Origin of the sequence: Shewanella zhuhaiensis, assembly GCF_022484835.1 — a bacterium.
Classification (GTDB): Bacteria; Pseudomonadota; Gammaproteobacteria; order Enterobacterales; family Shewanellaceae; genus Shewanella; species Shewanella khirikhana.
Window position 1 is genome coordinate 147,826 of the sequence record NZ_JAKUDL010000006.1, and the last position, 20,347, is coordinate 168,172.

General features: G+C 57.7%; 17 protein-coding genes. 7 read left to right on the forward strand and 10 right to left on the reverse strand.

Annotated features, from left to right (window positions below; all coding sequences use genetic code 11):
* Positions 1–152: 152 nt before the first annotated feature.
* Entirely contained in the window at positions 153–650 is a 498-nt protein-coding gene (locus tag MJ923_RS16230; RefSeq protein WP_240591975.1) for a GNAT family N-acetyltransferase, read from the forward strand.
* A 117-nt stretch (positions 651–767) separates the two neighbouring features.
* Here the strand turns inward: MJ923_RS16230 and MJ923_RS16235 are convergent, their stop codons facing one another.
* Positions 768–1,469, reverse strand: a complete 702-nt coding sequence (locus MJ923_RS16235; protein WP_240591976.1) for an SIMPL domain-containing protein — start codon at positions 1,467–1,469, stop codon at positions 768–770.
* 237 nt (positions 1,470–1,706) lie between these two features.
* Here MJ923_RS16235 and rimO point away from each other — a divergent pair, with 237 nt between their 5' ends.
* A complete protein-coding gene (gene rimO, locus MJ923_RS16240; protein WP_126168344.1) occupies positions 1,707–3,131 on the forward strand; it encodes a 30S ribosomal protein S12 methylthiotransferase RimO in 1,425 nt (474 codons plus the stop codon).
* Between the two features lie 92 nt (positions 3,132–3,223).
* Here the strand turns inward: rimO and MJ923_RS16245 are convergent, their stop codons facing one another.
* The gene (locus MJ923_RS16245; RefSeq protein ID WP_126168345.1) at positions 3,224–3,430 is read right to left on the reverse strand and encodes a ribosome alternative rescue factor ArfA; all 207 of its coding nucleotides are present in this window, start codon (positions 3,428–3,430) and stop codon (positions 3,224–3,226) included.
* Between the two features lie 172 nt (positions 3,431–3,602).
* Between MJ923_RS16245 and MJ923_RS16250 the strand changes: the two genes are divergently transcribed.
* Positions 3,603–4,430 (forward strand): substrate-binding periplasmic protein, encoded by an 828-nt coding sequence (locus tag MJ923_RS16250; RefSeq protein WP_240591977.1) that lies wholly within the window; start codon positions 3,603–3,605, stop codon positions 4,428–4,430.
* 68 nt (positions 4,431–4,498) lie between these two features.
* Here the strand turns inward: MJ923_RS16250 and pmbA are convergent, their stop codons facing one another.
* The gene (pmbA, locus tag MJ923_RS16255; protein WP_240591978.1) at positions 4,499–5,842 is read right to left on the reverse strand and encodes a metalloprotease PmbA; all 1,344 of its coding nucleotides are present in this window, start codon (positions 5,840–5,842) and stop codon (positions 4,499–4,501) included.
* 174 nt (positions 5,843–6,016) lie between these two features.
* Between pmbA and yjgA the strand changes: the two genes are divergently transcribed.
* Positions 6,017–6,583, forward strand: coding sequence for a ribosome biogenesis factor YjgA (gene yjgA / locus MJ923_RS16260; RefSeq protein ID WP_240591979.1), 567 nt, complete (start codon positions 6,017–6,019; stop codon positions 6,581–6,583).
* Between the two features lie 91 nt (positions 6,584–6,674).
* On the opposite strand, the gene MJ923_RS16265 is transcribed toward yjgA, so the two are convergent.
* From MJ923_RS16265 to MJ923_RS16280, 4 genes are all read right to left on the reverse strand, one after another.
* Complete coding sequence (locus MJ923_RS16265; RefSeq protein WP_240591980.1) at positions 6,675–7,856, reverse strand: ABC transporter permease; 1,182 nt, start codon at positions 7,854–7,856, stop codon at positions 6,675–6,677.
* Positions 7,853–9,001, reverse strand: a complete 1,149-nt coding sequence (locus tag MJ923_RS16270) for an ABC transporter permease (protein WP_240591981.1) — start codon at positions 8,999–9,001, stop codon at positions 7,853–7,855. Before MJ923_RS16270 ends, MJ923_RS16265 begins: the two co-directional genes overlap by 4 nt.
* Positions 9,002–9,003: 2 nt before the next feature.
* A complete protein-coding gene (locus tag MJ923_RS16275) occupies positions 9,004–9,972 on the reverse strand; it encodes an HlyD family secretion protein (RefSeq protein ID WP_240591982.1) in 969 nt (322 codons plus the stop codon).
* A 91-nt stretch (positions 9,973–10,063) separates the two neighbouring features.
* Entirely contained in the window at positions 10,064–11,659 is a 1,596-nt protein-coding gene (locus MJ923_RS16280) for a TolC family protein (RefSeq protein ID WP_240591983.1), read from the reverse strand.
* Between the two features lie 619 nt (positions 11,660–12,278).
* Between MJ923_RS16280 and MJ923_RS16285 the strand changes: the two genes are divergently transcribed.
* The 3 genes from MJ923_RS16285 to MJ923_RS16295 all read left to right on the forward strand — a co-directional run bounded on the left by MJ923_RS16285 (position 12,279) and on the right by MJ923_RS16295 (position 14,592).
* Positions 12,279–12,869, forward strand: coding sequence for a TetR/AcrR family transcriptional regulator (locus MJ923_RS16285; RefSeq protein ID WP_240591984.1), 591 nt, complete (start codon positions 12,279–12,281; stop codon positions 12,867–12,869).
* A gap of 210 nt (positions 12,870–13,079) precedes the next feature.
* The gene (locus MJ923_RS16290; RefSeq protein ID WP_240591985.1) at positions 13,080–14,114 is read left to right on the forward strand and encodes an NADP-dependent oxidoreductase; all 1,035 of its coding nucleotides are present in this window, start codon (positions 13,080–13,082) and stop codon (positions 14,112–14,114) included.
* A gap of 121 nt (positions 14,115–14,235) precedes the next feature.
* A complete protein-coding gene (locus tag MJ923_RS16295) occupies positions 14,236–14,592 on the forward strand; it encodes a hypothetical protein (RefSeq protein WP_126168358.1) in 357 nt (118 codons plus the stop codon).
* 138 nt (positions 14,593–14,730) lie between these two features.
* On the opposite strand, the gene MJ923_RS16300 is transcribed toward MJ923_RS16295, so the two are convergent.
* The 3 genes from MJ923_RS16300 to MJ923_RS16310 all read right to left on the reverse strand — a co-directional run bounded on the left by MJ923_RS16300 (position 14,731) and on the right by MJ923_RS16310 (position 20,313).
* On the reverse strand, positions 14,731–15,651 hold the full coding sequence (locus tag MJ923_RS16300) for a cation diffusion facilitator family transporter (RefSeq protein WP_240591986.1): 921 nt from the start codon (positions 15,649–15,651) through the stop codon (positions 14,731–14,733).
* A 274-nt stretch (positions 15,652–15,925) separates the two neighbouring features.
* Positions 15,926–19,126: an efflux RND transporter permease subunit gene (locus MJ923_RS16305; protein ID WP_240591987.1), complete on the reverse strand. Its 3,201-nt coding sequence runs from the start codon at positions 19,124–19,126 to the stop codon at positions 15,926–15,928.
* 14 nt (positions 19,127–19,140) lie between these two features.
* Positions 19,141–20,313 carry an efflux RND transporter periplasmic adaptor subunit gene (locus MJ923_RS16310; RefSeq protein WP_240591988.1) on the reverse strand — a complete coding sequence of 391 codons (1,173 nt, stop codon included), beginning with the start codon at positions 20,311–20,313 and terminating at the stop codon, positions 19,141–19,143.
* Positions 20,314–20,347 lie beyond the last annotated feature (34 nt).

A 20,347-nucleotide genomic window follows, 5' to 3' on the forward strand; every position in this document is an offset into this window, starting at 1 on the left:
GTTATTCGGCTTAGTTCCTGTGCATTGCTGCGCGCAGGCCCGATGGGTGGGCACATAAGCACGATGGGTTGGGCGCATAAGCGCGCTGGCGCCTGCGGCCGCCGCAAGGCATACTGCAAGCAACCTTACATCAGAGTGCAAACCGTCACGCCATGCGTATCGCCCCTTGTGAATTTGCCCGCGACGGCCACGCCATTCAGGCGATTTTCAACCACGCCATCGCCCACACCACCGCCCTGTATGAGTACGAGCCCCGGGATCTGGCCCGTATCGCCGACTGGTTCGCCCAGAAGGAAGGCAAGTATCCGGTGCTGGGTGCCTTCGATGACGATGGCCATCTGATAGGCTTCGCCAGTTACGGCCCCTTTCGCGGCTTTCCTGCCAATCTGTACTCGGTGGAGCACTCTGTGTATGTGCACCCCGAAAGGCGTGGCAAAGGAGTGGCCGAGACCTTGATGCAGGCGTTGATTGCGACAGCCAGGGAGCAACAGCTGCACATGATGGTAGGGGCGATTGATGCCACTAATGGCGCCAGTATCGCCCTGCATCAAAAACTGGGTTTCAGCCATGCCGGCACCCTGAAAGAAGTGGGCTTTAAGTTTGAACGCTGGCTCGATTTAGCCTTTTATCAGCTCAAACTGGCGCGCTGATAACCGCAGCTATCCGCTTAAGCCCAACGCAAAAAGAGAGCCAACTCAGGCTCTCTTTTGTGGTTTTTGGGTTCCGAACCATCCGGTTTTATTACTAATAAACAATCACTTGGACGCTTAATCACGAAGGCGGTAAGTGACTTCCACTCTGTCGGACAGGGTGATGTCGCCGGACTGATAGCTTTGGCCCACACCATTATCAGCTTCCATGGCAGCGGCCTTGTACATCACCGGGCGAACCGGGCCCTGATCGTAATAGCGGATATGCCACACGGTCTCGATTTTGGCGCCAAAGCCCTTGGCCAGCGCCTCGGCCTTGCTGCGGGCATCATCAATGGCGAGCTGACGCACCTTCTCACGCGCCGCCACGTCATCGCTCAGTTCAAAGCGGATATTGCCGACCCGATTAATGCCTGAGGTCAGGGCGGAATCGAGGATATCGTTGACCCGGGTCAGGTCGCTGATACGCACTGTCACCCGGCGATTGGCGCCGTACCCCAGCAGCTGCGGCTCGGCATCTTTATGGAACTTGTATTCGGGATTAATCATCAGGTTGGCGCTTTCAATTTGCTCGCGCTTCACCCCGGCTGATTCGAGACGATGAATAAAACCGGCCACCGCCTTGTCGGAACTGCGCTTCACATCCAGCGGCTCCTTACCCTTACTCACCACCTCCACCTGAATGATGGCCACATCGGGCGCCACTCTGAGCTCGGCCACACCTGTGGTGTCCAGCGTCGGAAATTCAGCCGCAACGGCAGGCAAAACTGAGCCCGTCATCAGGGCGCCAAGACACAATGCTGTCAGTGTTTTTTTCATGGAATTCTCCTTGGTGTTCAAATCGCTCTATCCCTTTAAACGGTATCCCTGGCAAAAGGGGTTAAACTTTTTCAAAAAATTTCCCGCCCATGGGTGCACAAAATTTCGCCACACACCCTGTACCTTTGATGCATCTGCGGTATAATCGCGCGCACTTTTTTGCCGGTCACCCGCTAAGCTCATTAAAGCCCCGGGTCACGGGCCCGAAACATCCGAGTCATTTTTGGAACGCGCGCCTTGAACAAGACAGTAGAAACCTTCGATCCCAAGCAGACCACCACCCTCGAAACGCCAGCCAAGACCCTGGCCGCAGAGGCCGTGGCCACAGCAGATACCGCCAGCGGCAACCGCATCGGCTTCGTCAGCCTGGGCTGCCCCAAAAACCTGGTGGACTCAGAGCGTATCCTGACTCAGCTCAGAATCGACGGCTACGAGGTGACCAACAGCTACGATAACGCCGACCTGGTGATTGTAAACACCTGTGGCTTTATCGATGCGGCGGTGGAAGAGTCGCTGGATGCCATCCGTGAAGCGCTGGAAGAAAACGGCAAGGTACTGGTTACCGGCTGTCTGGGCGCCAAAGAAAACCAAATCCGCGAAGTACATCCGGACGTGCTGGAAATCACCGGCCCCCACAGCTACGAGGCGGTGCTGAGTCACGTCCACAAGTATGTGCCCAAGCCCGAGCACAACCCTTACACCTCGCTGATTCCCCAGACCGGCGTCAAGCTGACTCCCAAGCACTATGCGTACCTGAAGATTTCCGAAGGTTGCGACAACCGCTGCACCTTCTGCATTATTCCGGCGCTGCGTGGCGATCTGGACAGCCGCGGCGTAGGCAGCGTGCTCGATGAAGCCAAGCGTCTGGTCGAGAGCGGCGTGCAGGAAATTCTGGTGGTGAGCCAGGACACCTCCGCCTACGGCAAAGACAAAGGCGGCCGCACCGACTTCTGGAACGGTATGCCGGTGAAGCAGGACATCACCACCCTCGCCCGCCAGCTTGGCAAAATGGGCGCCTGGGTGCGTCTGCACTACGTTTACCCATACCCCTGGGTTGACGAGCTGATCCCGCTGATGGCTGAAGGTCTGATTCTGCCGTACCTCGACCTGCCGCTGCAGCACGCCAGCCCGCGCGTCCTCAAGATGATGAAGCGCCCCGGCCGCGTTGATCGTCAGCTGGACGCCATCAAGAGCTGGCGCGAGATCTGCCCGGATCTGGTTATTCGCTCCACCTTTATTGTTGGCTTCCCCGGCGAGACTGAAGAAGACTTCCAGATGCTGCTGGACTTCCTGCGCGAAGCGCGTCTGGATCGCGTTGGCTGCTTTAAGTATTCCGAAGTGGAAGGCGCCGTGGCCAACACCCTGGGCGAGCTTATCAGCGAAGAAGTCAAAGAAGACAGATACGAGCGCTTTATGGAAGTGCAGGCCGAGATCAGCGCCGAGCGCCTGGCCCGTCTGGTTGGCCGCGAGCTGGATATTCTGATTGATGACGTCGACGAAGAAGGCGCCATCGGCCGCTCTTACGCCGATGCCCCGGAAATCGACGGCATGGTCTTTATCAACGGCGAAACCGAACTGACCCCGGGCGATATGGTACGCGCCCGCATAGTAGCGTCTGACGAGCACGATCTCTGGGCCGAACTGGTGGCATTGGAAGACTGATACTCAGCGCGGTTTACTGAGGTTATCGAATGAAGAAGCGGGCCCTGTGCCCGTTTTTTATGGCCAGAAATTGAAGAAAAAAGCAGACGCCATCAGCAGCGCAGCAAACACAGACCCAAAAAATCAAAAGGGGCATCGCCCTTGTGCTGATGCCCCTTTTGGTTACGTGCCTTACGATTGTAAGAGCCTTTGCCTTTCTTTGGTTTTTCCACCCGCTGGCGGAACAGCTCGGATGTCACCAGTGCCTTGATGGCGTTGTCGCGGATGTCGCCGCGGCCGTGATCATGCGCTTTTGTCATGGTCTTTCCTCTTGGTTAAAAACGCGCCAAGCATACGGCAATCAGCAAGACAAGATCCAGATCATATTTACCCCAACAGGAAACTTTTTATGTTTCCCATTTGTGAAAAACTGTGTAACTTCAAGCCTGAAAACCTGAATTAAAAATAAGAATAATCAAGGAGTTCATGTAGATGAAATGCACTTTCATTCTGCTGTCGTTGCTCAGTTTTTCCAGTGTTGGCTGCGAGCTCACCATGGGTTACCGAACCAGCGAACGCCTGCCCTACATTCATGCCGAGCCCGATAATTCCGGCCTGTTTGAAGACCTCTACCGCACCGCAGCCGCCCGAATAGGCTGCGAGCTCAACATAGTCCGAGCCCCGAAAAACCGGATCATCCGCGACCTGATGCACGGCAAAATCGACTTCTACCCCAGCTTTGGCTTTAACCGCCAGCGGATGCGCTTTGCCCACTTTGTGCCCAATGGTCTGCCCGAGCGTTACACCGGCATCAGCCGCGAAGGCACCCCGGATATCCGCCAGCCAACCGAGTTGGTTGACCACGATATGGTGCTGCTGATTTCCCCCGGCGGTTACGATTTGGGTGGTCTGCCCGACAAGCTGGAAACCCGCCGGCCGCCGGATATGGACGTACCACAGGCACTCGGACTGCTGCGCGCACGAAAGGGCGATTTCTTTATTTACGATGAAATCACCCTCAACTATTACCTGAAACGGGATGGCCGCACCGCCCTGAAACTGCACCATGACTGCTGCGAATCCCCAAGAACCATGTACCTTGGCTTCTCGCGCAAAAGCCCGCACTTTGATGACGAGCCCAACCCGGCTTATGATGCCGACAAGCCGCTGACGCCGGAAAATCTGCCGCGGCGCCTCAGAGCCGGAACCAAGGCTGAGCAATTCTCCAGGAGTCTGGCGCTGATGTTGAAAGAGGGCAAAACACAGGCGCTGATCCACTCGGCGGCGCTGGAGCGCGGTGCTGCCACACAGCATGGCTAAGCCCTGAAGCGCACGAAAAAGCCCCGTTTGGCGGGGCTTTTGGTTATCTGCGATTGCGCGGTTGGCGCTTAGTTACCGGCCACCTTCATAGCATCCAGCAAGATGCCGCCGGTACGGATAGAAGAGCGCAGGTCTCTGTCCTGACTGACCGCCTGAATACTGCGGTACATGTCTTTGAGGTTACCGGCAATGGTGATCTCTTCCACCGGATAGAGAATTTCGCCGTTTTCGACATAAAAACCGGCCGCGCCACGGGAGTAGTCGCCGGTGACCATGTTCACGCCCTGCCCCATCACCTCAGTGACAATCAGGCCGGTCCCCATTTGGCGCACCAGGGCATCGAAGTCCATGCCGCTGTCGCTTAAGGTCCAGTTGTATATACCACCGGCGTGACCCGTGTTGGTCATCCCCAATTTACGGGATGAATAGGCGGTGAGCAGATAGGTGGCGAGCACGCCATCACGGATAATGTCTCGATCGACCGTGGCCACCCCTTCACTGTCGTAGGGGGCACTGGCAAGGCCTGCGAGCAGACGCGGCTCTTCGCGGATGCTGAGCCACTCGGGGAACACCTGGGTATCCAGCGAATCCAGCAAAAAGCTCGATTTACGGTACAGGCTTGAGCCACTGATGGCGCTGATAAGATGGCCAACCAGACCTGTGGCCACTTCGTGGGCAAACAGCACCGGCATCTTGCCGGTGGCAATCTTGCGGCCACCGAGGCGACTTAAGGTTTTGGCGGCGGCTTTCTGCCCCACCAGCTCGGGGGCGAGCAGCTCGCCATAACGGCGTGAAATGCTGTAGTCGTAATCCCGCTGCATGTTGCCATCGTCTTCTTCGCCTATCACCACGCAGCTTAAGGAATAGCGGGAAGAACAATAGCCGTTGAGGAAGCCGTGGCTGTTGCCGTACACCTTGATACCGGTATGGGCATTGGCACTGGCGCCATCGGAATTCTTGATCCGCGGGTCGGCCTCGAGCGCAGCCGCCTCGGCGCGGATTGCCAGCTCGGTCAGCTCTTCCGGGGTCAGACTCTCGGGATGATACAGCTCCAGATCGGCCACGGCCTTGGCCATCAGACTGGCTTCTGCCAGACCGTTGCAGGGGTCGGCGGAGGTGTAGCGGGCAATGTCATCGGCAGCCTTTACCGCCTGACGAATAGCCTCGGGGCTTAAATCTGAGGTAGAGGAGCTGCCCTTGCAGCCGTCACGAAACACAGTGATCCCCAAGGCGCCATCCTTGTTGAACTCGACGGTTTCCACCTCTTTGAGGCGGGTAGATACCGACAGGCCCTGCTGCTTGGAAATGGCCACTTCGGCGGCGCTGGTGCCGAGCGTTTTGGCATAGTCCAAAGCCATGGCCACTGCGTCTTTCAGGGCCTCCATTTCCACTTCAATCTTGTTCGATGACACTGTCTTACTCTGGTTAACGGCGTAATGGGTCTAAGCATAACAAAGGCCATCTGCAAATCACATCCACAATTCCGGCCTAAATGGCGACTTTTCACTGGCATTGTGCGGACATATTCGCGCAGTAAGCGGCTTGATGGTAATATTGGCGGATTGCGTAATAGAGGTTTTGAGCAAATGAACGTCGTCGGCGATCCCGAGAATTTCAAACAGCCTTATGACGAGGACGAAGATTACATCAGTAAGACGTCCTTTAAGAAGGAATCCCATGCGGCACAAGAGCTGGGTAAGCGTCTGCTTAGCCTGAGCAAGAGCCAGCTGGACAAACTCGAGCTGGATGAAAGCCTGCTCGATGCCCTGATTGCGGCCAAGAAAATTAAGCCCAACACCGAGGCGCACCGTCGTCAGGTGCAGTTTATCGGTAAGCTGATGCGTAACCTCGACAGCGAGGCCATCACGGCAGCGCTGGATAAGGTGACTAACCGCAACAATTCCGAGGCTGCCCGGGTGCACGTGCTGGAAAAGGTGCGTGACCGACTGCTGAGCGAAGGCGACGCCGAAATTCAGGCGCTGATAGAAGCCCATCCGGCTCTGGAACGGCAAAAGCTGCGTCAGCTGGTACGTGCTCTGGCCAAAGAAGTGGCCGCCGAAGCCGCAAAGGAAGAGCCCGACCCAGCCAGGGCGCTCGAGTCCAAGGCCGCCAAAGAGCTGCACAAATACCTGCGTGAAGGCATGGCCGAGTAAGCTGTTGCTATTTCAATAAAAAGCCCCGCAGTGCGGGGCTTTTTATTGCTCGATAATCGCATTGGCAACCAGCTTACTGGTTCGGCGCCCATTAATGACGCCACGGCTTAAGCCGCCAGCTGAGCCCGGCAAATGCCAGTACAAAATACGCTGCGGTAAGTCCCCACAAAATGAGCCACTCATTCATCACCGCCTCAAATCCCGCACCGAGCTGATTGAGTTTCAGCATACCGAAAATCGCCGGCACCGCAGGAATCACCTTGGATATCAGCACCAGCGGCTCGGGGATGAGCGACAGCGGCCACACGAAGCCACTGACAAACAAAATAGGCATGGAGGCAAGCAGCATCACCTGAGTAGGTAAATCACGGCGACTGAACAGGGTACTGGCCGCGATACCGGCAAACAGGGTTGCCAGCAAAAACGGCAGTGCAAACAGCAACATCTGCGCCAGACTCGATTGCACCGACACCCCATACCAGTGATAACACCAGCCAAGATAAAAGCCGCCAAAACCAAGATACAAGAGCCCGAAGGCCAGACTGCGGCCACAAAGCAGCTTCAGCGCAGAAACCTGAGTCCAGTATGGTGCAGCAGCTGCAGCACTGACGGATTGCCCCTTGACCAAAGGCGCTGAGCCCCACTGTCCTGCGCCTAAAATCCCGGTACCAATCAAGAGTGTCTGATGCAAAATCAGCAGGAAGAGTCCGGGCACCACATAAGGGGTGTAACCCAGGCTCGGGTTATAGGCGGGCACCGCATTGAGGTGCATGGGGGTAAGCTTCAAGGTAGCACCGGTAAAGGATTCGCCGCGACTCAAAAGCCCCAAAAGTTGCACCGATTTGGCGGCGTCCATCCCTGCAGATACCAGACCTTCCACCAGCGCCGAGTACACCAAAAAGTAACTGGCATCGCCGCCGTAGCTTAAAGTGGCGCCCTTCCCCAGCAACAAGTCGCGCTTGAACCCTTTGGGGATCACCAACAAGCCATGGAAGTCGCCGCTGGCAATCAGCGCCTTGGCCTCATGAATACTGCCAGCGCCTGCTGCCACCCGGATTTTGGGGCTGGCATCGGCATGGCGCACCAGGGTGCGACTCAAGCTGGTGTTGTCCAAATCCACTACCACCAGCGCCTGCTCTGTCGGCACCTGATGCAAATATGGCAGCGGATAAAGCACCGCATAAAACAGCACGCCGCCAAACAGGGTCACGGCAATCGCTTTGTCACTGACAATGGCTTTCAGTTCACTGAGGAGGAGTCGCAGCAGGCTCATAGGGCAAGCTCCTCATTTGCACCTTCCGCCACTTCCTGCACGCGCAGCCCCTTGCCCGCCAGCGCATAAATGGGCACCAGCAGCAGTAAGAAGGGAGCGAAGGAGCCGAGTTTAAGCAGCAGCTCAGTGCCGCTGACACCATAGCTCACCAGCGCAATGTGGGAGTCGATATAGTGGCTCGATGGCATCAAAAGCCGCCAGTACTGGGCCGCCTGGGGCATATCGTGCACCGGAAAGGTAACGCCCATAAAGGCAAACGCCGGGGCAAACAGCGCGGTGCAAAAGCTCACCACCCGCGCGGCCTCCTGCATGATAAGAAAGATAAGCACCACCATCACAAATACCGCGAGTAGAGTGGCAAGCATGGCGGGCACCAGCCACAGCGGCGAGCCTGCCAGCGGCAAAGCAAGAAAACCAAACAGCAGCGCGTGGATAAAGAGCCCCTGCGCCAGCAACAGCGGTGCATAAAACACAAACTTGGCCGCGAGGCGGGCGCTCAGTGGCATATCTGCCGGTTCGGCCAGCTCCCGATTGAGGGCATTGGCAAACACCAACATGGCCATCAACTGCCACAGGGCAATCAGTACCGGTGGCACCAAAAAGCCCACATAGTTGTTGTTGCGGTTAAACAGTGCCGTGGTTTGGGTTTCAATAGGCGCCATATTCACTCTGGCCTGATGGGGACTGGCGCCACCGGCAAGCTGCTTGGTGTAGGCCAAAGGCTTCATGGCATCGGCAATGGCCAGTTGTAAATTGGCCGCCAGCAGCTTGCCCACCAGCAAAAACTGGCCGTTGTAACGCACATCCAGGGTAGGATCGCCGCCGGTCATCAGCTCGCGGCTGAACCCCACAGGCACCACCACCAGCGCGTACACCTCGGCGCGGTTCATGGCGGCAATGGCATCTTCCAGATGAGTGAAGGACTCAGGACTTGCCACCGGGCTTGCCGCCACATGACGACCAAGCTCACGACTGATGCTGCTGTTATCCAGGTCGACCCAGGCCACCGGCAGTTGGCGCGGCAGCGCCGCACTGAACAGCCACCACAGCGCCAGCATAGATACAATCGGCAGCCAGGTCACCAGCGCCAACTGCCAGGGGCTTTGCCAGAGTGCGCACAGTTCCCGGCGCAGCAAGGCTCGCATGCTTATTCCCAAATCGCCGACATGCCGGCGCGCAGGCCGTCGATGGACTTCTCAGGCACCAGCTCCACCTCGAAGGTTCGCAGGTCAAAGTCGTGGCCACTCTCGGTAGAGCGCCAGGTGGCAAAATCGCCCATCACGGCGATGTGCTTCACCTTAAACTCGGCGCTGGCATCAAGCGCCGGAATGTACAGGCGCTTCACGTCGCCCTTTTTCACATCCTTAAGCATGTCTTCACGCAGCTGGAACACGGCCCAGGCATCGCTCATGTCCACCAGGCTCACCACCGGAAACCCGGACGGTGCCAACTCGCCGGACTGCAGCAGCACCTCTGACACTTCGCCGCTTCGGGGGGCGCGCATCTGACTGTCGGCCAGAATGGCGCTGACTTCTTTTACTGCACCCTCGGCCATGCGGGCATTACCGGCGGCGGCCGCCTTGGTTTCTTCCCGCGCGCCTTCCTCCGTCATCTGATACACCGCCAGCGCCGCCTGCTCTGTGTACTTGGCAGCTTGCCATTGGGTGTAGGCTTCATCACGCTTTTGCCGCGGCACAACGCCTTCCTGAAACAGGTTATCGACCCTATCGAAGGTGGTTTTGGCAAGCGCCAACCCTGCCTTGGCCTTAAGCCACTGCTCTTTTTGGGCGGCAATTTGCTGCTTACGGGCACCGCTGTCGGCTTCAAGCTGCATCGCTCGGGCAGCATCGCGGCCCCCTTCGGCCTGCATCAACTTGGCGTTTAGTTCCGGGCTATCAATTACATACAGAAGATCGCCAGCGGCAACTGTATCACCACGGCGCACCATCACCTCTTCGATACGGCCGGGCACCTTGGACGACACATGATATTCCCGCGCTTCAATCTGCCCCTGCAGTGGTGCACTCTTGGGCGTATGGGCCAGCATCAGCCCCCACACCAGCGCGACGACAAGCCCCAGCAGCGCGATGGCGGCAAGTAAACGATTGGCCTTCATTGTTGATCTCCCATAGCCACTTGTTTGGTCTGGCCGACAAATTCATCCAATTGGCCCCGGACTGTGGGTGCCATCAGGCGCACATTCGCCTTCATTGTTGATCTCCCATAGCCACCTGTTTGGTCTGGCCGACAAATTCATCCAATTGGCCGGATATCGCCATCAGGCGCGCATAAGCCTGCACGTAACGAAACTTGGCACCCAATTGCTGGGTGTCGACAGCTGTGAGCTTAAGCTCGGCATCCACCCGCTCGATGGAGGTGGACATGCCCTGATTAAAGGCCAGCTCACGCAAACGCAGGTTTTCCAGCGCCAGCTCGCGGGAGCTTGCCAGTGCGCGATACTCTTCCTCGGCCTGCTTTAACTGGCGATAACTTTGCTCCAGCAGCAAACTTAGGTCTTCGCGGGTCTGCGCCTTGGTATGACGGGCCTGTAGCAGCGCACTCCTGGCCGCTTCGACCTTGCCACTGCGGCCATCGCGGGCCAGCAGCGGCATCTTAAAACCAACCCCCAGCATCCAGTCCGGCTCCATTTTGGCAAACAGACTGTCGTCCTCGTACAGGGTGTAATTGCCGTACAGGAATACCGTGGGCTTATAGGCGCCGCGCTCGACCTCAATCAAGCCGTTCGCCTGGGATTCTTTTGCATCCAACAACTTAAGTGCCGGGTGCCCCTTTTGGGTCAGCTCGGCAAGATACGGCAGCGACGGCTCACGGCTGGAGATAAACAGTGGCGACGAGGGGGCCGGATCGGATTTGAGCAGGCTTCGCAGCGCAAGCTCGGTGATTTCGTACTGGCGGCGACTGCTGGATGCCTGCACCCTGGCGTTGTCGAGCGCCACTTCGGCATTGAGGCGTTCCACTTTGGCGATTTGCCCCTGAGCCTCGAGCTTCTTGGCATGCTCAACGTGTTTCTCGAGGGATACCACCAATTTGTCCTGGGTACGGGCAAGCTCTGCCGCCACCATCACCCCGTAATAGCGGTCCACCAGAGTAGTAAACAGCTCGCGGCGAGTCAGCTCCCGCTGCTGCTGTTCTTCGGCAAGGTGAGCTTCGTGGATGCCCTGCGCGGCACTAATGCGGCCGCCGGTGTATATCGGCCACATGGCCGACAGACTGGCGCGGAAGATGTCCTGCTCGGTAAAAGGCGTAATAAAGAGTTCACCTGGAATACTGCCAAGGGCGGCGCCGAGGGCGGGCGGCAGGGTGCTGGGGTCGAGGGAGGCCAGCGGATTCAGGTCTCTGAGATCCATCTCCAGCGGCTTTTCCAGGCGGGTATAACTGCCATTAAGCGACAGCTCTGGCAGGTTCATATCTTCCCCCGCATCCCGCTCGGCGCGGGCTCTGTCGACCTTGGCACTGGAAGCGGCAAGCTTATCGCTTACCTGTTGCAGCTGCTGCCAGGCCTCATCAAAACTCTGCGCATGGGCGAAAGAAGGTAAGGCCGCAAAAAAGGCAAGGGATAAAGCCGTCAGCAATCCAGGCATAAAAGTGCGGCCAGCACTGGAGGCGACAGGCACAGGGCCGGCACTGATCGCAGTTGTCAGAGCATCACTGCCCTGGATGGCTCGGGCATTGGCGGCAACAGCGGCATCGAAAGCGCTGGATACCCCAGAAGCGCCGGGGGCAGTCTGACGGGACAAACACACCATATTCGGCTTGCGAAGGAGTGTGATGATAGGTTTCATTGACACCTCTAGAGCATTAACTCTAATTCCAGTGGCGGATAATAGCATTCCATTCTACGACTCACCAACAGCCAGTTGAGCACCGTGATACCAACGCAGCGCTCGCCGTTCAGGTCAGCGTCCGCGCTTTGGCGGCCAGGCACTTCTAAGCCAAGCGCCTCACAGGGTTTCAGAAGCACTGCACCACATTGATTCAAAAGCCAGGCGACTCGAAGGTTCTGAAGTCCTGCGCCTCTACATTTCCGAAGACCTGCGACTTTTTGGCTGATATGCCAAGCGCAGGAGCGGTTCAGAAGCACTGCACCACAATGGCTTAGAAGCCGTGCGCCTGGATGGCCAAAAAGCCAGTCACAACAAGCCGTCAAACAGCGGTGGTAAGTCCCCGGATCCTAATCTTTTTTGGTGGAATTTTAAACCTTGGCGACGGCGATTGTCGGTGAATAACGCCAATGAACAAGCTGCCGATAACGTGGGTATTCTGCAGCGCCAGGTGCCGCGAACAGGCGCACGGCCAACCAGGTGTAAGACAAAATCACCTGAGATACCCGCGCGACGTGATAAACAACCACCAGTCATAAAACACTAGACGACTGGTCTAATTGTCGATATTATCACCGCCATGAACACCAAAACCCAAGACACCCGGCAACACATACTCGACATTGGCTACCAACTGGTGGTCAGCAAAGGCTTTGCCGGTGTGGGCCTGTCGGAGCTACTGAAAACCGCCGAAGTGCCCAAGGGCTCCTTCTATCACTACTTCAAATCCAAGGAGCAGTTTGGCGAAGCACTGATCCAGGCCTATTTCAGTGAATACCTGAACCAGCTCAACCAGTTGCTCGATAGCACCCCCGGCAACCACTACCAGAAGCTGATGCACTACTGGCAGCACTGGAGCGAGCAAAACAGCTGTCACGGCCAGGCAGGAAAATGCCTGGTGGTGAAACTTGCCGGTGAAGTGTCCGATTTATCCGAGCCCATGCGCTTGGCGCTGCTTAACGGCACCAATCGCATCATAGCGCGGGTGGCCGAATGTATCGAACAGGCGCGCTCTGCGGGCGAGCTTGGTATCAGCGACAGTCGCCAAACCGCCGAGCAGCTTTACAACCTGTGGATTGGCGCCAGTCTGCTAAACAAGATACGCCTGGATGATGCCAGCCTGGCGCAGGCACTTTTGACCACCAGACAAATATTGCAGCCCACGGCCTGAGCCCTGAGTTTTGCGCGCTGAGCTTTCGCGCTGAGTTCTGCGCCCTGGCCGAGTGCAGCCCTTGATAAACGAGGCGCCGATGCTTGAAGGTGATGCTGCAAATCACCTTGCCACGGCACGCCTTAACCCTAATCCAAGCCGCTATTTCGATAGCGGATTTTTTGAAACAAACACTAGACGACTGGTCTAATTTAATCAGAGGATAGAATCATGACTGACTCCATCAACCGCCGCATCGTGCTGGCATCACGCCCTGTCGGCGCACCTACCAGCGACAATTTCCGCCTGGAAACCCTTGCCAAACCCGAGCCCAAGCAGGGTGAGGTGCTGCTGCGCACCATCTACCTATCGCTCGACCCCTATATGCGCGGTCGCATGAGCGATGCCAAATCCTATGCCGAGCCGGTTGCTCTGGGCGAAGTGATGATTGGCGGCACCGTGTGTCAGGTCGAAGTGTCCAACCATCCTGACTTTGCCGTGGGTGAGTGGGTGCTGGCCTACAATGTGGGCTGGCAAAGCTATGCAGTATCCGGCGCCGAGGGCCTGCTGAAACTGGGTGCCAACCCAAGCCATCCATCCTACGCCCTTGGGGTTACGGGCATGCCGGGCTTTACCGCTTATATGGGCCTGCTCGACATTGGCGCGCCAAAAGCCGGTGAAACCATAGTGGTGGCCGCTGCCACAGGTCCTGTGGGCGCTACCGTAGGCCAGATTGGTAAACTGAAAGGTGCACGGGTGGTGGGCGTTGCCGGCGGCGCCGACAAGTGTCGCCATGCCGTTGAAGTACTTGGCTTTGATGCCTGTATCGACCACAAGTCGGCCAACTTTGCCATTGAGCTTGCTGCCGCCTGCCCTGACGGCATCGATGTCTACTTCGAAAACGTCGGTGGCGCCGTGTTTGATGCGGTGATGCCACTTTTAAACACCGGCGCCCGCATTCCGGTGTGTGGCCTGATTTCCCAATATAACGCCACCGAGCTGCCCGCCGAGCCAGACAGGCTGTCGCTGTTGATGGGACTGATATTGACCAAACGCATCAAGGTGCAGGGTTTTATCATTTTTGACGATTATGGCCACCGCTACGGCGAGTTCGAGCGTGATATGAGCCAGTGGCTGGCTGAAGGTAAAATTCAGTATCGCGAACAGATTGAGCAGGGTCTGGAGAATGCCCCCGAGCAGCTGATTGGCCTGCTGGAAGGTAAGAACTTCGGCAAGCTGGTGATTCAGGTGAACCAGCCGCTGTAATCTGCAACTACAGTGCCTGCCATTGTCACCACGGCAGGCTCTTGGGTGATTGAAGCCGCTATGCGATTCGAGTAACGTGTTTAACCGACCACGAAGGACGGTCAGTTGAAAAGGAAACCCCATGCCCCAGATATTCTCCATAGCCACAACGCCCGCCATAGTGCTTCTGGTGTGTGCCGGCTTTGGGGCAGCGTTTTACTACCTCCGTAAAGCCATGCTGCTGCAAAACAACCTGCTTGCGCATATTCAGCGTCAGCATCCCAACGATTGGCAAAGGTTCATAAGCCAAGGCAAACACTGTGGTGACGAGCACAAATGGGCCAGGCACTTCGCCCTCGAAGCCCTGCGCGAAGGCAAATTCGCATCCAAAGCAGACGAAGTGCTAAGCCAGGGAACTGCAGATATCAAGCGTCACCGGCAATGGGCTCTATTAGGTTTTATCTTCGCCCTTACCATGTGCCATTTGCTCACAGCCTAACAGTAAATAAGTAAATTGATGGGCACCAGTTACAGCAGCAAGATTTACCAAAGACCGCACCCGCGCCGTGCTTAAAGCGCTGAGCGCGGGCGTATTGGCTGGCTAATCAACCTGCTTAAGCTGTGCCTTCAAGCGGGGTTAATGCAGTGCTTTGTCGGGTGACTCAAGCGGCAGTTTGGCGACTATGGCATTGTCGTCATCCAAGCCGATTTTCTTAAGCTCAATCAGAATGTTGGCCATAGGCACTGCGGTGGCAATCAAGGTTTTGAGGCGGGTTCGCTCGCTGTCGTTAACGTCTCTGACCCACAGGCTGACTCCGATATGTATGCCTTTATCAGTCAGCTGCCAGGCATGGAGGCTGCCGATGGCATGCACCTTGTCATCCGCCAGCAGCTGCTGACGCAACGCCGCCAAATCCAGCTCTTCCGGTACAGCCTGCATCAACACCCGGCAGGCTTTGGCCAGCAGCACCACCCCATGGTAAATCACATAAGCGGAGATAATCGCCGTCACGATAAGGTCGGCGATATACCAGTCAAACAACATGATAAAACCGCCGGCGATAATCACTGCCACCGAGGCCATGGCGTCCGACAAATTATGGATAAAGGCGGCGCGCAGGTTCATGTTGTCTTTGGCACCTGCCTTGAGGGTCAAAAGCGCAGTGGCGATGTCGATAACAAGCGCTATGCCTGCCACCACAAAAATAATGAAGCCGTCTACCGGGGTGGGATTCTGATAGCGCTGCCAGGCTTCCAGCAGCAGATACACCCCAACTATGATAAGCGTCAGGCTGTTAAAGGCGGTGGCAAGGATTTCGGCCCGGCCATAGCCAAACGAATAGCTGTCGTTGGCCGGTTTGCGGCCAAGTTTTCTGGCAATCAGCGCCACCAGAATGGCACCGGCGTCACTTAAATTGTGCAGTGCATCGGCCACCAGCGACAAGCTGCCCGCCAGCACCCCACCAATGACCTGAGCCACCGTCAGCAACACATTGATAAAAATAGCGATATACAGATTCCTGTCGCTACCGCCTGCATGATCATGGGTGTGACCCATACTCACCTCCTGAAACTCGTTTAATAAAGATACCTCAGGGTGAAAAAGGAAGGAGCATCCCGCTCCTTCGAGCCAAAACGGTTCCCACACTCTGCAATGCCTTCTCCTCAGCCTGGTCTCTGCAACAGCAAAATGGGAAATCTGTTGCAGCCATAATTGTGGCTGTTCAAAAGCAAGCGGAAACCCTGGCCAAATACCTGGGTCCGGCGGTTAGGCGGTGCCGAACCAAGGGCCTCCCTGGCAAACTCAGCGCCAAGCTGGCAGTCCGTGACCGTCAGTTTGGCTCTTCAAACTCGCGCTCATCGCGCTGGTACAGCGCCATATAAAGGGTCGGCAACACCAGCAGCGTCAGCGCCGTCGAGCTGAACAGCCCGCCGATAATCACCACCGCCAGCGGCTTTTGAATTTCGCTGCCCACACCACTTGAGAGCAAAATCGGAATAAGCCCCAGCGCCGAGGTCAGCGCCGTCATCAGCACAGGGCGCAGACGCGCGGCCGTGCCTTCGTACACCGCCTGATACAGGGCTTCACCACCGGCGCGGCGCTGGTTGATGGAGTCCACCAGCACCACGCCATTGAGCACCGCCACGCCAAACAGGGTGATAAAACCGATGGAGCTGGGCACCGACAGATAGGTGCCGCTGACATAGAGCGCCACCACGCCACCAATCAGCGCCAACGGCACGTTGGCCATGATGAGCCCCACTTGCTTGAGCGCGCCGAAGGAGAAGTACAGCAAGAGCGCAATCAGACCTATGGACACAGGCACCACCAGCATCAGCTTGGCCTGGGCCCGCTGCTGGTTTTCGTACTGACCACCCACGCTGACGGTATACCCCGGCGGCAACTGGGCCTCAGGCACCAGGGCGTAGATGTCTTTCACCACCGAGCCCATATCACGGCCGGAAACGTTGGCCTGCACCACCACCCGCCGCTGCACATCGTCGCGGCGAATATTGGGCGGCGCCATTTCCACCACTACATCGGCTACCTCACCCAGACGTACCCGGGCGCCGTTGGCGCCAACAAGCAAGAGATCCGCTATGGCATCTGCGCTGGCGCGGGTATCGGCCTTGAGGCGCACATTGATGTCGTAGCGGGCGTTGCCGTCAATCACCTGCCCGGCGGCGCTGCCACCAATGCCGGTGCTGACGAGGTTCATCACCTCATCGACGCTGATGCCGTAGCGCGCCAGGCGGGCGCGGTCAGGACGCACCACCAGCTGAGCTTCACCGCTCACCTGCTCAAGCGACACATCCACGGCGCCGGGCACCTTGGAAACCAGATCCGAAAGCTGCTGACCCTTTTCGGCAAGTACATCCAGATCCGGGCCAAACAGCTTAATGGCAAGCTGGGCCTTTACGCCGGATAACAGCTCATCCACCCGGGTGGCAATCGGCTGAGAGAAGGTAAACAGCAGACCCGGGAACACCGACAGCTTTTCTTCCATCAAGCGCTGCAACTCGGCGCGACTGGCGGCTGACTGCCACTCATCGATGGGCTTAAGGCCGATATAGATTTCGATGTTGCTCACAGGCTCAGGGTCGCCGCCAAGCTCAGGGGCACCGATACGCGACAGCGCATAATCCACCTCGGGAAATTCCATCAGCATGGCTTCAAGCTTGGGCGCCACCATCAGCGAGGTATCCAGGCTTGCAGTGGGCGCCAGGGTTACCCGCAGGTTGATGGTGCCTTCTTCAAGCTCGGGCACAAACTCGGTGCCAAGCCGTGGCAACAGCGCCATGCTGAATCCAAACAGCACCAGTGCTGTAATACCCACGGTTTTGGGGCGCGCCATGACGGCGCCCAGCACCCGGCGATAGCCTTTATCGATGGGGGTAAGCAGCGGGCTTTGGCGCAGATGCACACCACGGCGAAACAGGTACACCGCCAGCGCAGGCACCACCACCAGCGCAACCATCAATGCCGACAGCATGGCCAGAATGATGCTTACTGCCATCGGCTGAAACAGCTTGCCTTCAACCCCCTCGAGGGCAAACAGCGGCGCAAACACCACGATAATAATCAGGGTTGCAAAGAAAATCGGGCTGCATACTTCCCGTGCCGCCTGCAAAATCCGCATGGCAATACCACCATAGCCGCCTTCGCGGTGGGCATCTTCTTCGCTAAGGCCTGGGTCGGTTGGCTGGCCATTATCAATCCGGCCTTCAGGCTGGGTGAGGTGGCGGAAAATGTTCTCCACCATCACCACAGAGCCATCCACCAGCATACCAATGGCCACAGCGAGGCCGCCGAGAGACATCAGGTTGGCCGACATGCCAAAGTAAGACATCACCATCAGCGCCAGCGCGATGGAAACCGGAATAGACAAGAGCACCAGCGCGGTGGCACGCACATTCACCAAAAACAGCGCCAGCACAGCCACAATAAACACAAAGGCCAGCAACAGGGCGTCGCGCACCGTTGTCACCGCCTTGGTGACAAGATCCGACTGGTCATAGAACACCTCGAAGGTCACCCCATCCGGCAATGCCTGCTGGATAAGCGCGGTGCGGCTGTTGATGTCATCGATGGTCGCCTTGGTGTTGGCGCCCATGCGCTTGAGGATAACCCCAGCCACCACTTCACCCAGCACCTGCGGACTACCGGCTTCATCACGGCGGGTCATGGTCACGGCACCGACGCGGATTTCACTGCCAAAGGCAACCTGAGCCACATCCATAATCCGCACCGGCGTGCCCTGCCATTCGGTCAGCGGAATTTGCGCAATGGCATCGAGCCCCGCTTCACCGGCAGGCAAGAGGCCGTAGCCACGCACCACCAGCTGCTCCTGGCCCTTGGCCATAAACCAGCCACCGGCGTTACGGTTATTGCCTTCCAGCGCCCTGGTCACATCGTCCAGTTTGAGGCCATAAGAGAGCAGCTTGGCCGGGTCGACCTGCACCTGATACTGGCGTACCTCACCACCGAACGAGAGCACATCGGTCACGCCGCCCACCGGCATCATGATGAGTTTCACCAGATAGTCGTTGAGGCTGCGAAGCTCGTCAGGCGCTATGCCAGACTCGGGCGCAGCCCGCAGAATGTACTGGTACACCTGCCCAAGGCCGGAGGTGTTGGGGCCGATTTCCGGCACACCCACGCCCTGGGGGATCATCTCCCTTGCCGCCTGCAACTGCTCAAACACCTGCTGACGGGCGAAGTAGATGTCGGTGCCCTCTTCGAACACCACGGTCACAATGGACAGCCCGGTGCGCGACAAAGAGCGCACTTCGGTGACCGAAGGCAGGGCATACATGGCCGATTCCACCGGGTAGCTGATGAGCTTTTCCACCTCTTCGGCGGCAAGCCCCTCGGCCGCGGTATTCACCTGTACCTGCACGTTGGTCACATCGGGAAAGGCATCCAGATTCAACCTCGGCAGCATCACGGCAGCAGCTGCCATGGCGGCTATCAAAAAGATGAGCACTATCAGACGGCTTCGTACCGCCTGCTCTATGAGTTTCTGTAGCATGGCTTGCCCTCTTATCAGTGGTTGTGGATATCAAAACCAGACTTGGCCAGCTCGGACGCCAGGAAGAAGGCACCGGACATCACCACGGCGCTGCCGGGCTCAATCCCCTTCACCAGATTCAGGCCTCGGGCGCGGGATTCGATTTGCACTTCCACCGACTCAAAGCCGTCGGCGTCTTCCACAAATACCTGCCAGTCGCCATCGCCACTGCGACTCAGAGCCGAGTCCGGCAGCACTATTCCCTGTTGGCCGCCCTGCTGATTGGCTTGCTGGGGCAAAAACAGCTCGGCAAACTCACCGGCGTGAACTTCATGGCCGGGGTTTGCCATCGACAGCAGCACCTGCTCGGTACGGGTGATGGGGTTAAGCTCGTGGGAGCGGCCAATCACCTTGGCCTCAAGCCACTTACCCGATACGCTCACACGGGCATCACTGCCCATGGCAAGACCACGGGACTGCGCCGGCGTCAGCTCGGCCTCCACCCACAGGAAGGATTCGTCGGTCAGTTGCATCAGCGGCGAGCCGGCCGCCAATACCTGACCACGGCTGGCCACATCCTGCTGCACCCGGCCCTTGATGGGCGCCAGTAACTTGAAGCTGCCGATGCTGTCCGGCGCCGTTTCCAGCGCTTTGATTTGCTGGGCGGTCATCTTGATGGACTCGAGAATGGCGCGCTTAAGCTCGTAGTCCACCCGTGCCTGCAGCCTGCGGGATTGACTCACGGCACTTTCGCCCATGCGGCTGATGCGGCTCCATTCGGTGGCAGCATTGATATAGTCGGCCTGGGCCTGAGCAATGGCAGCGCCGCCGAGAGTGAGTAAAGGCTCACCCTGTTTGACCTCCTGCCCCGGCACCACGTGGCGCTCCAGTACCCGCATCTCAAGCTGAGGCGCCAGGGTAATGGTACGGTCACGGTCCACCACCAGACTGGCGGTGGCCACGGCGCTTAAATCAAAGCCTGTGGCAGACAGGGTTTCGACCCGAATACCAGCAAGGTCGCGTTGGCTCTGACTGAGCTTTAGCGCCTTGTCTTCGTCATGGGCGTCTGCGGCTTCTGCGGCGCCTTGTGCCGCGTCATGGTCGTGGCCATCGCCTGCCCAGGCAGGCTGTGACACAGGTAAAGCAAACGCGAGTGCAACCGCGAACGCCAGTGCCGAAAAGTAAGTGTTGGTATTCATTACAGACATGGCGTTTGCTCCGCTGATAACTGATTTACTGAAG

Bases quoted from the DNA above. Each gene is read 5' to 3' on its own strand.
- MJ923_RS16230 (WP_240591975.1), top strand. From the start codon at position 153: ATGCGTATCGCCCCTTGTGAATTTGCCCGCGACGGCCACGCCATTCAG.
- MJ923_RS16235 (WP_240591976.1), bottom strand. From the start codon at position 1,469: ATGAAAAAAACACTGACAGCATTGTGTCTTGGCGCCCTGATGACGGGC.
- MJ923_RS16245 (WP_126168345.1), bottom strand. From the start codon at position 3,430: ATGACAAAAGCGCATGATCACGGCCGCGGCGACATCCGCGACAACGCC.
- MJ923_RS16250 (WP_240591977.1), top strand. From the start codon at position 3,603: ATGAAATGCACTTTCATTCTGCTGTCGTTGCTCAGTTTTTCCAGTGTT.
- yjgA (WP_240591979.1), top strand. From the start codon at position 6,017: ATGAACGTCGTCGGCGATCCCGAGAATTTCAAACAGCCTTATGACGAG.
- MJ923_RS16265 (WP_240591980.1), bottom strand. From the start codon at position 7,856: ATGAGCCTGCTGCGACTCCTCCTCAGTGAACTGAAAGCCATTGTCAGT.
- MJ923_RS16270 (WP_240591981.1), bottom strand. From the start codon at position 9,001: ATGCGAGCCTTGCTGCGCCGGGAACTGTGCGCACTCTGGCAAAGCCCC.
- MJ923_RS16275 (WP_240591982.1), bottom strand. From the start codon at position 9,972: ATGAAGGCCAATCGTTTACTTGCCGCCATCGCGCTGCTGGGGCTTGTC.
- MJ923_RS16280 (WP_240591983.1), bottom strand. From the start codon at position 11,659: ATGAAACCTATCATCACACTCCTTCGCAAGCCGAATATGGTGTGTTTG.
- MJ923_RS16285 (WP_240591984.1), top strand. From the start codon at position 12,279: ATGAACACCAAAACCCAAGACACCCGGCAACACATACTCGACATTGGC.
- MJ923_RS16290 (WP_240591985.1), top strand. From the start codon at position 13,080: ATGACTGACTCCATCAACCGCCGCATCGTGCTGGCATCACGCCCTGTC.
- MJ923_RS16295 (WP_126168358.1), top strand. From the start codon at position 14,236: ATGCCCCAGATATTCTCCATAGCCACAACGCCCGCCATAGTGCTTCTG.
- MJ923_RS16300 (WP_240591986.1), bottom strand. From the start codon at position 15,651: ATGGGTCACACCCATGATCATGCAGGCGGTAGCGACAGGAATCTGTAT.
- MJ923_RS16305 (WP_240591987.1), bottom strand. From the start codon at position 19,126: ATGCTACAGAAACTCATAGAGCAGGCGGTACGAAGCCGTCTGATAGTG.
- MJ923_RS16310 (WP_240591988.1), bottom strand. From the start codon at position 20,313: ATGTCTGTAATGAATACCAACACTTACTTTTCGGCACTGGCGTTCGCG.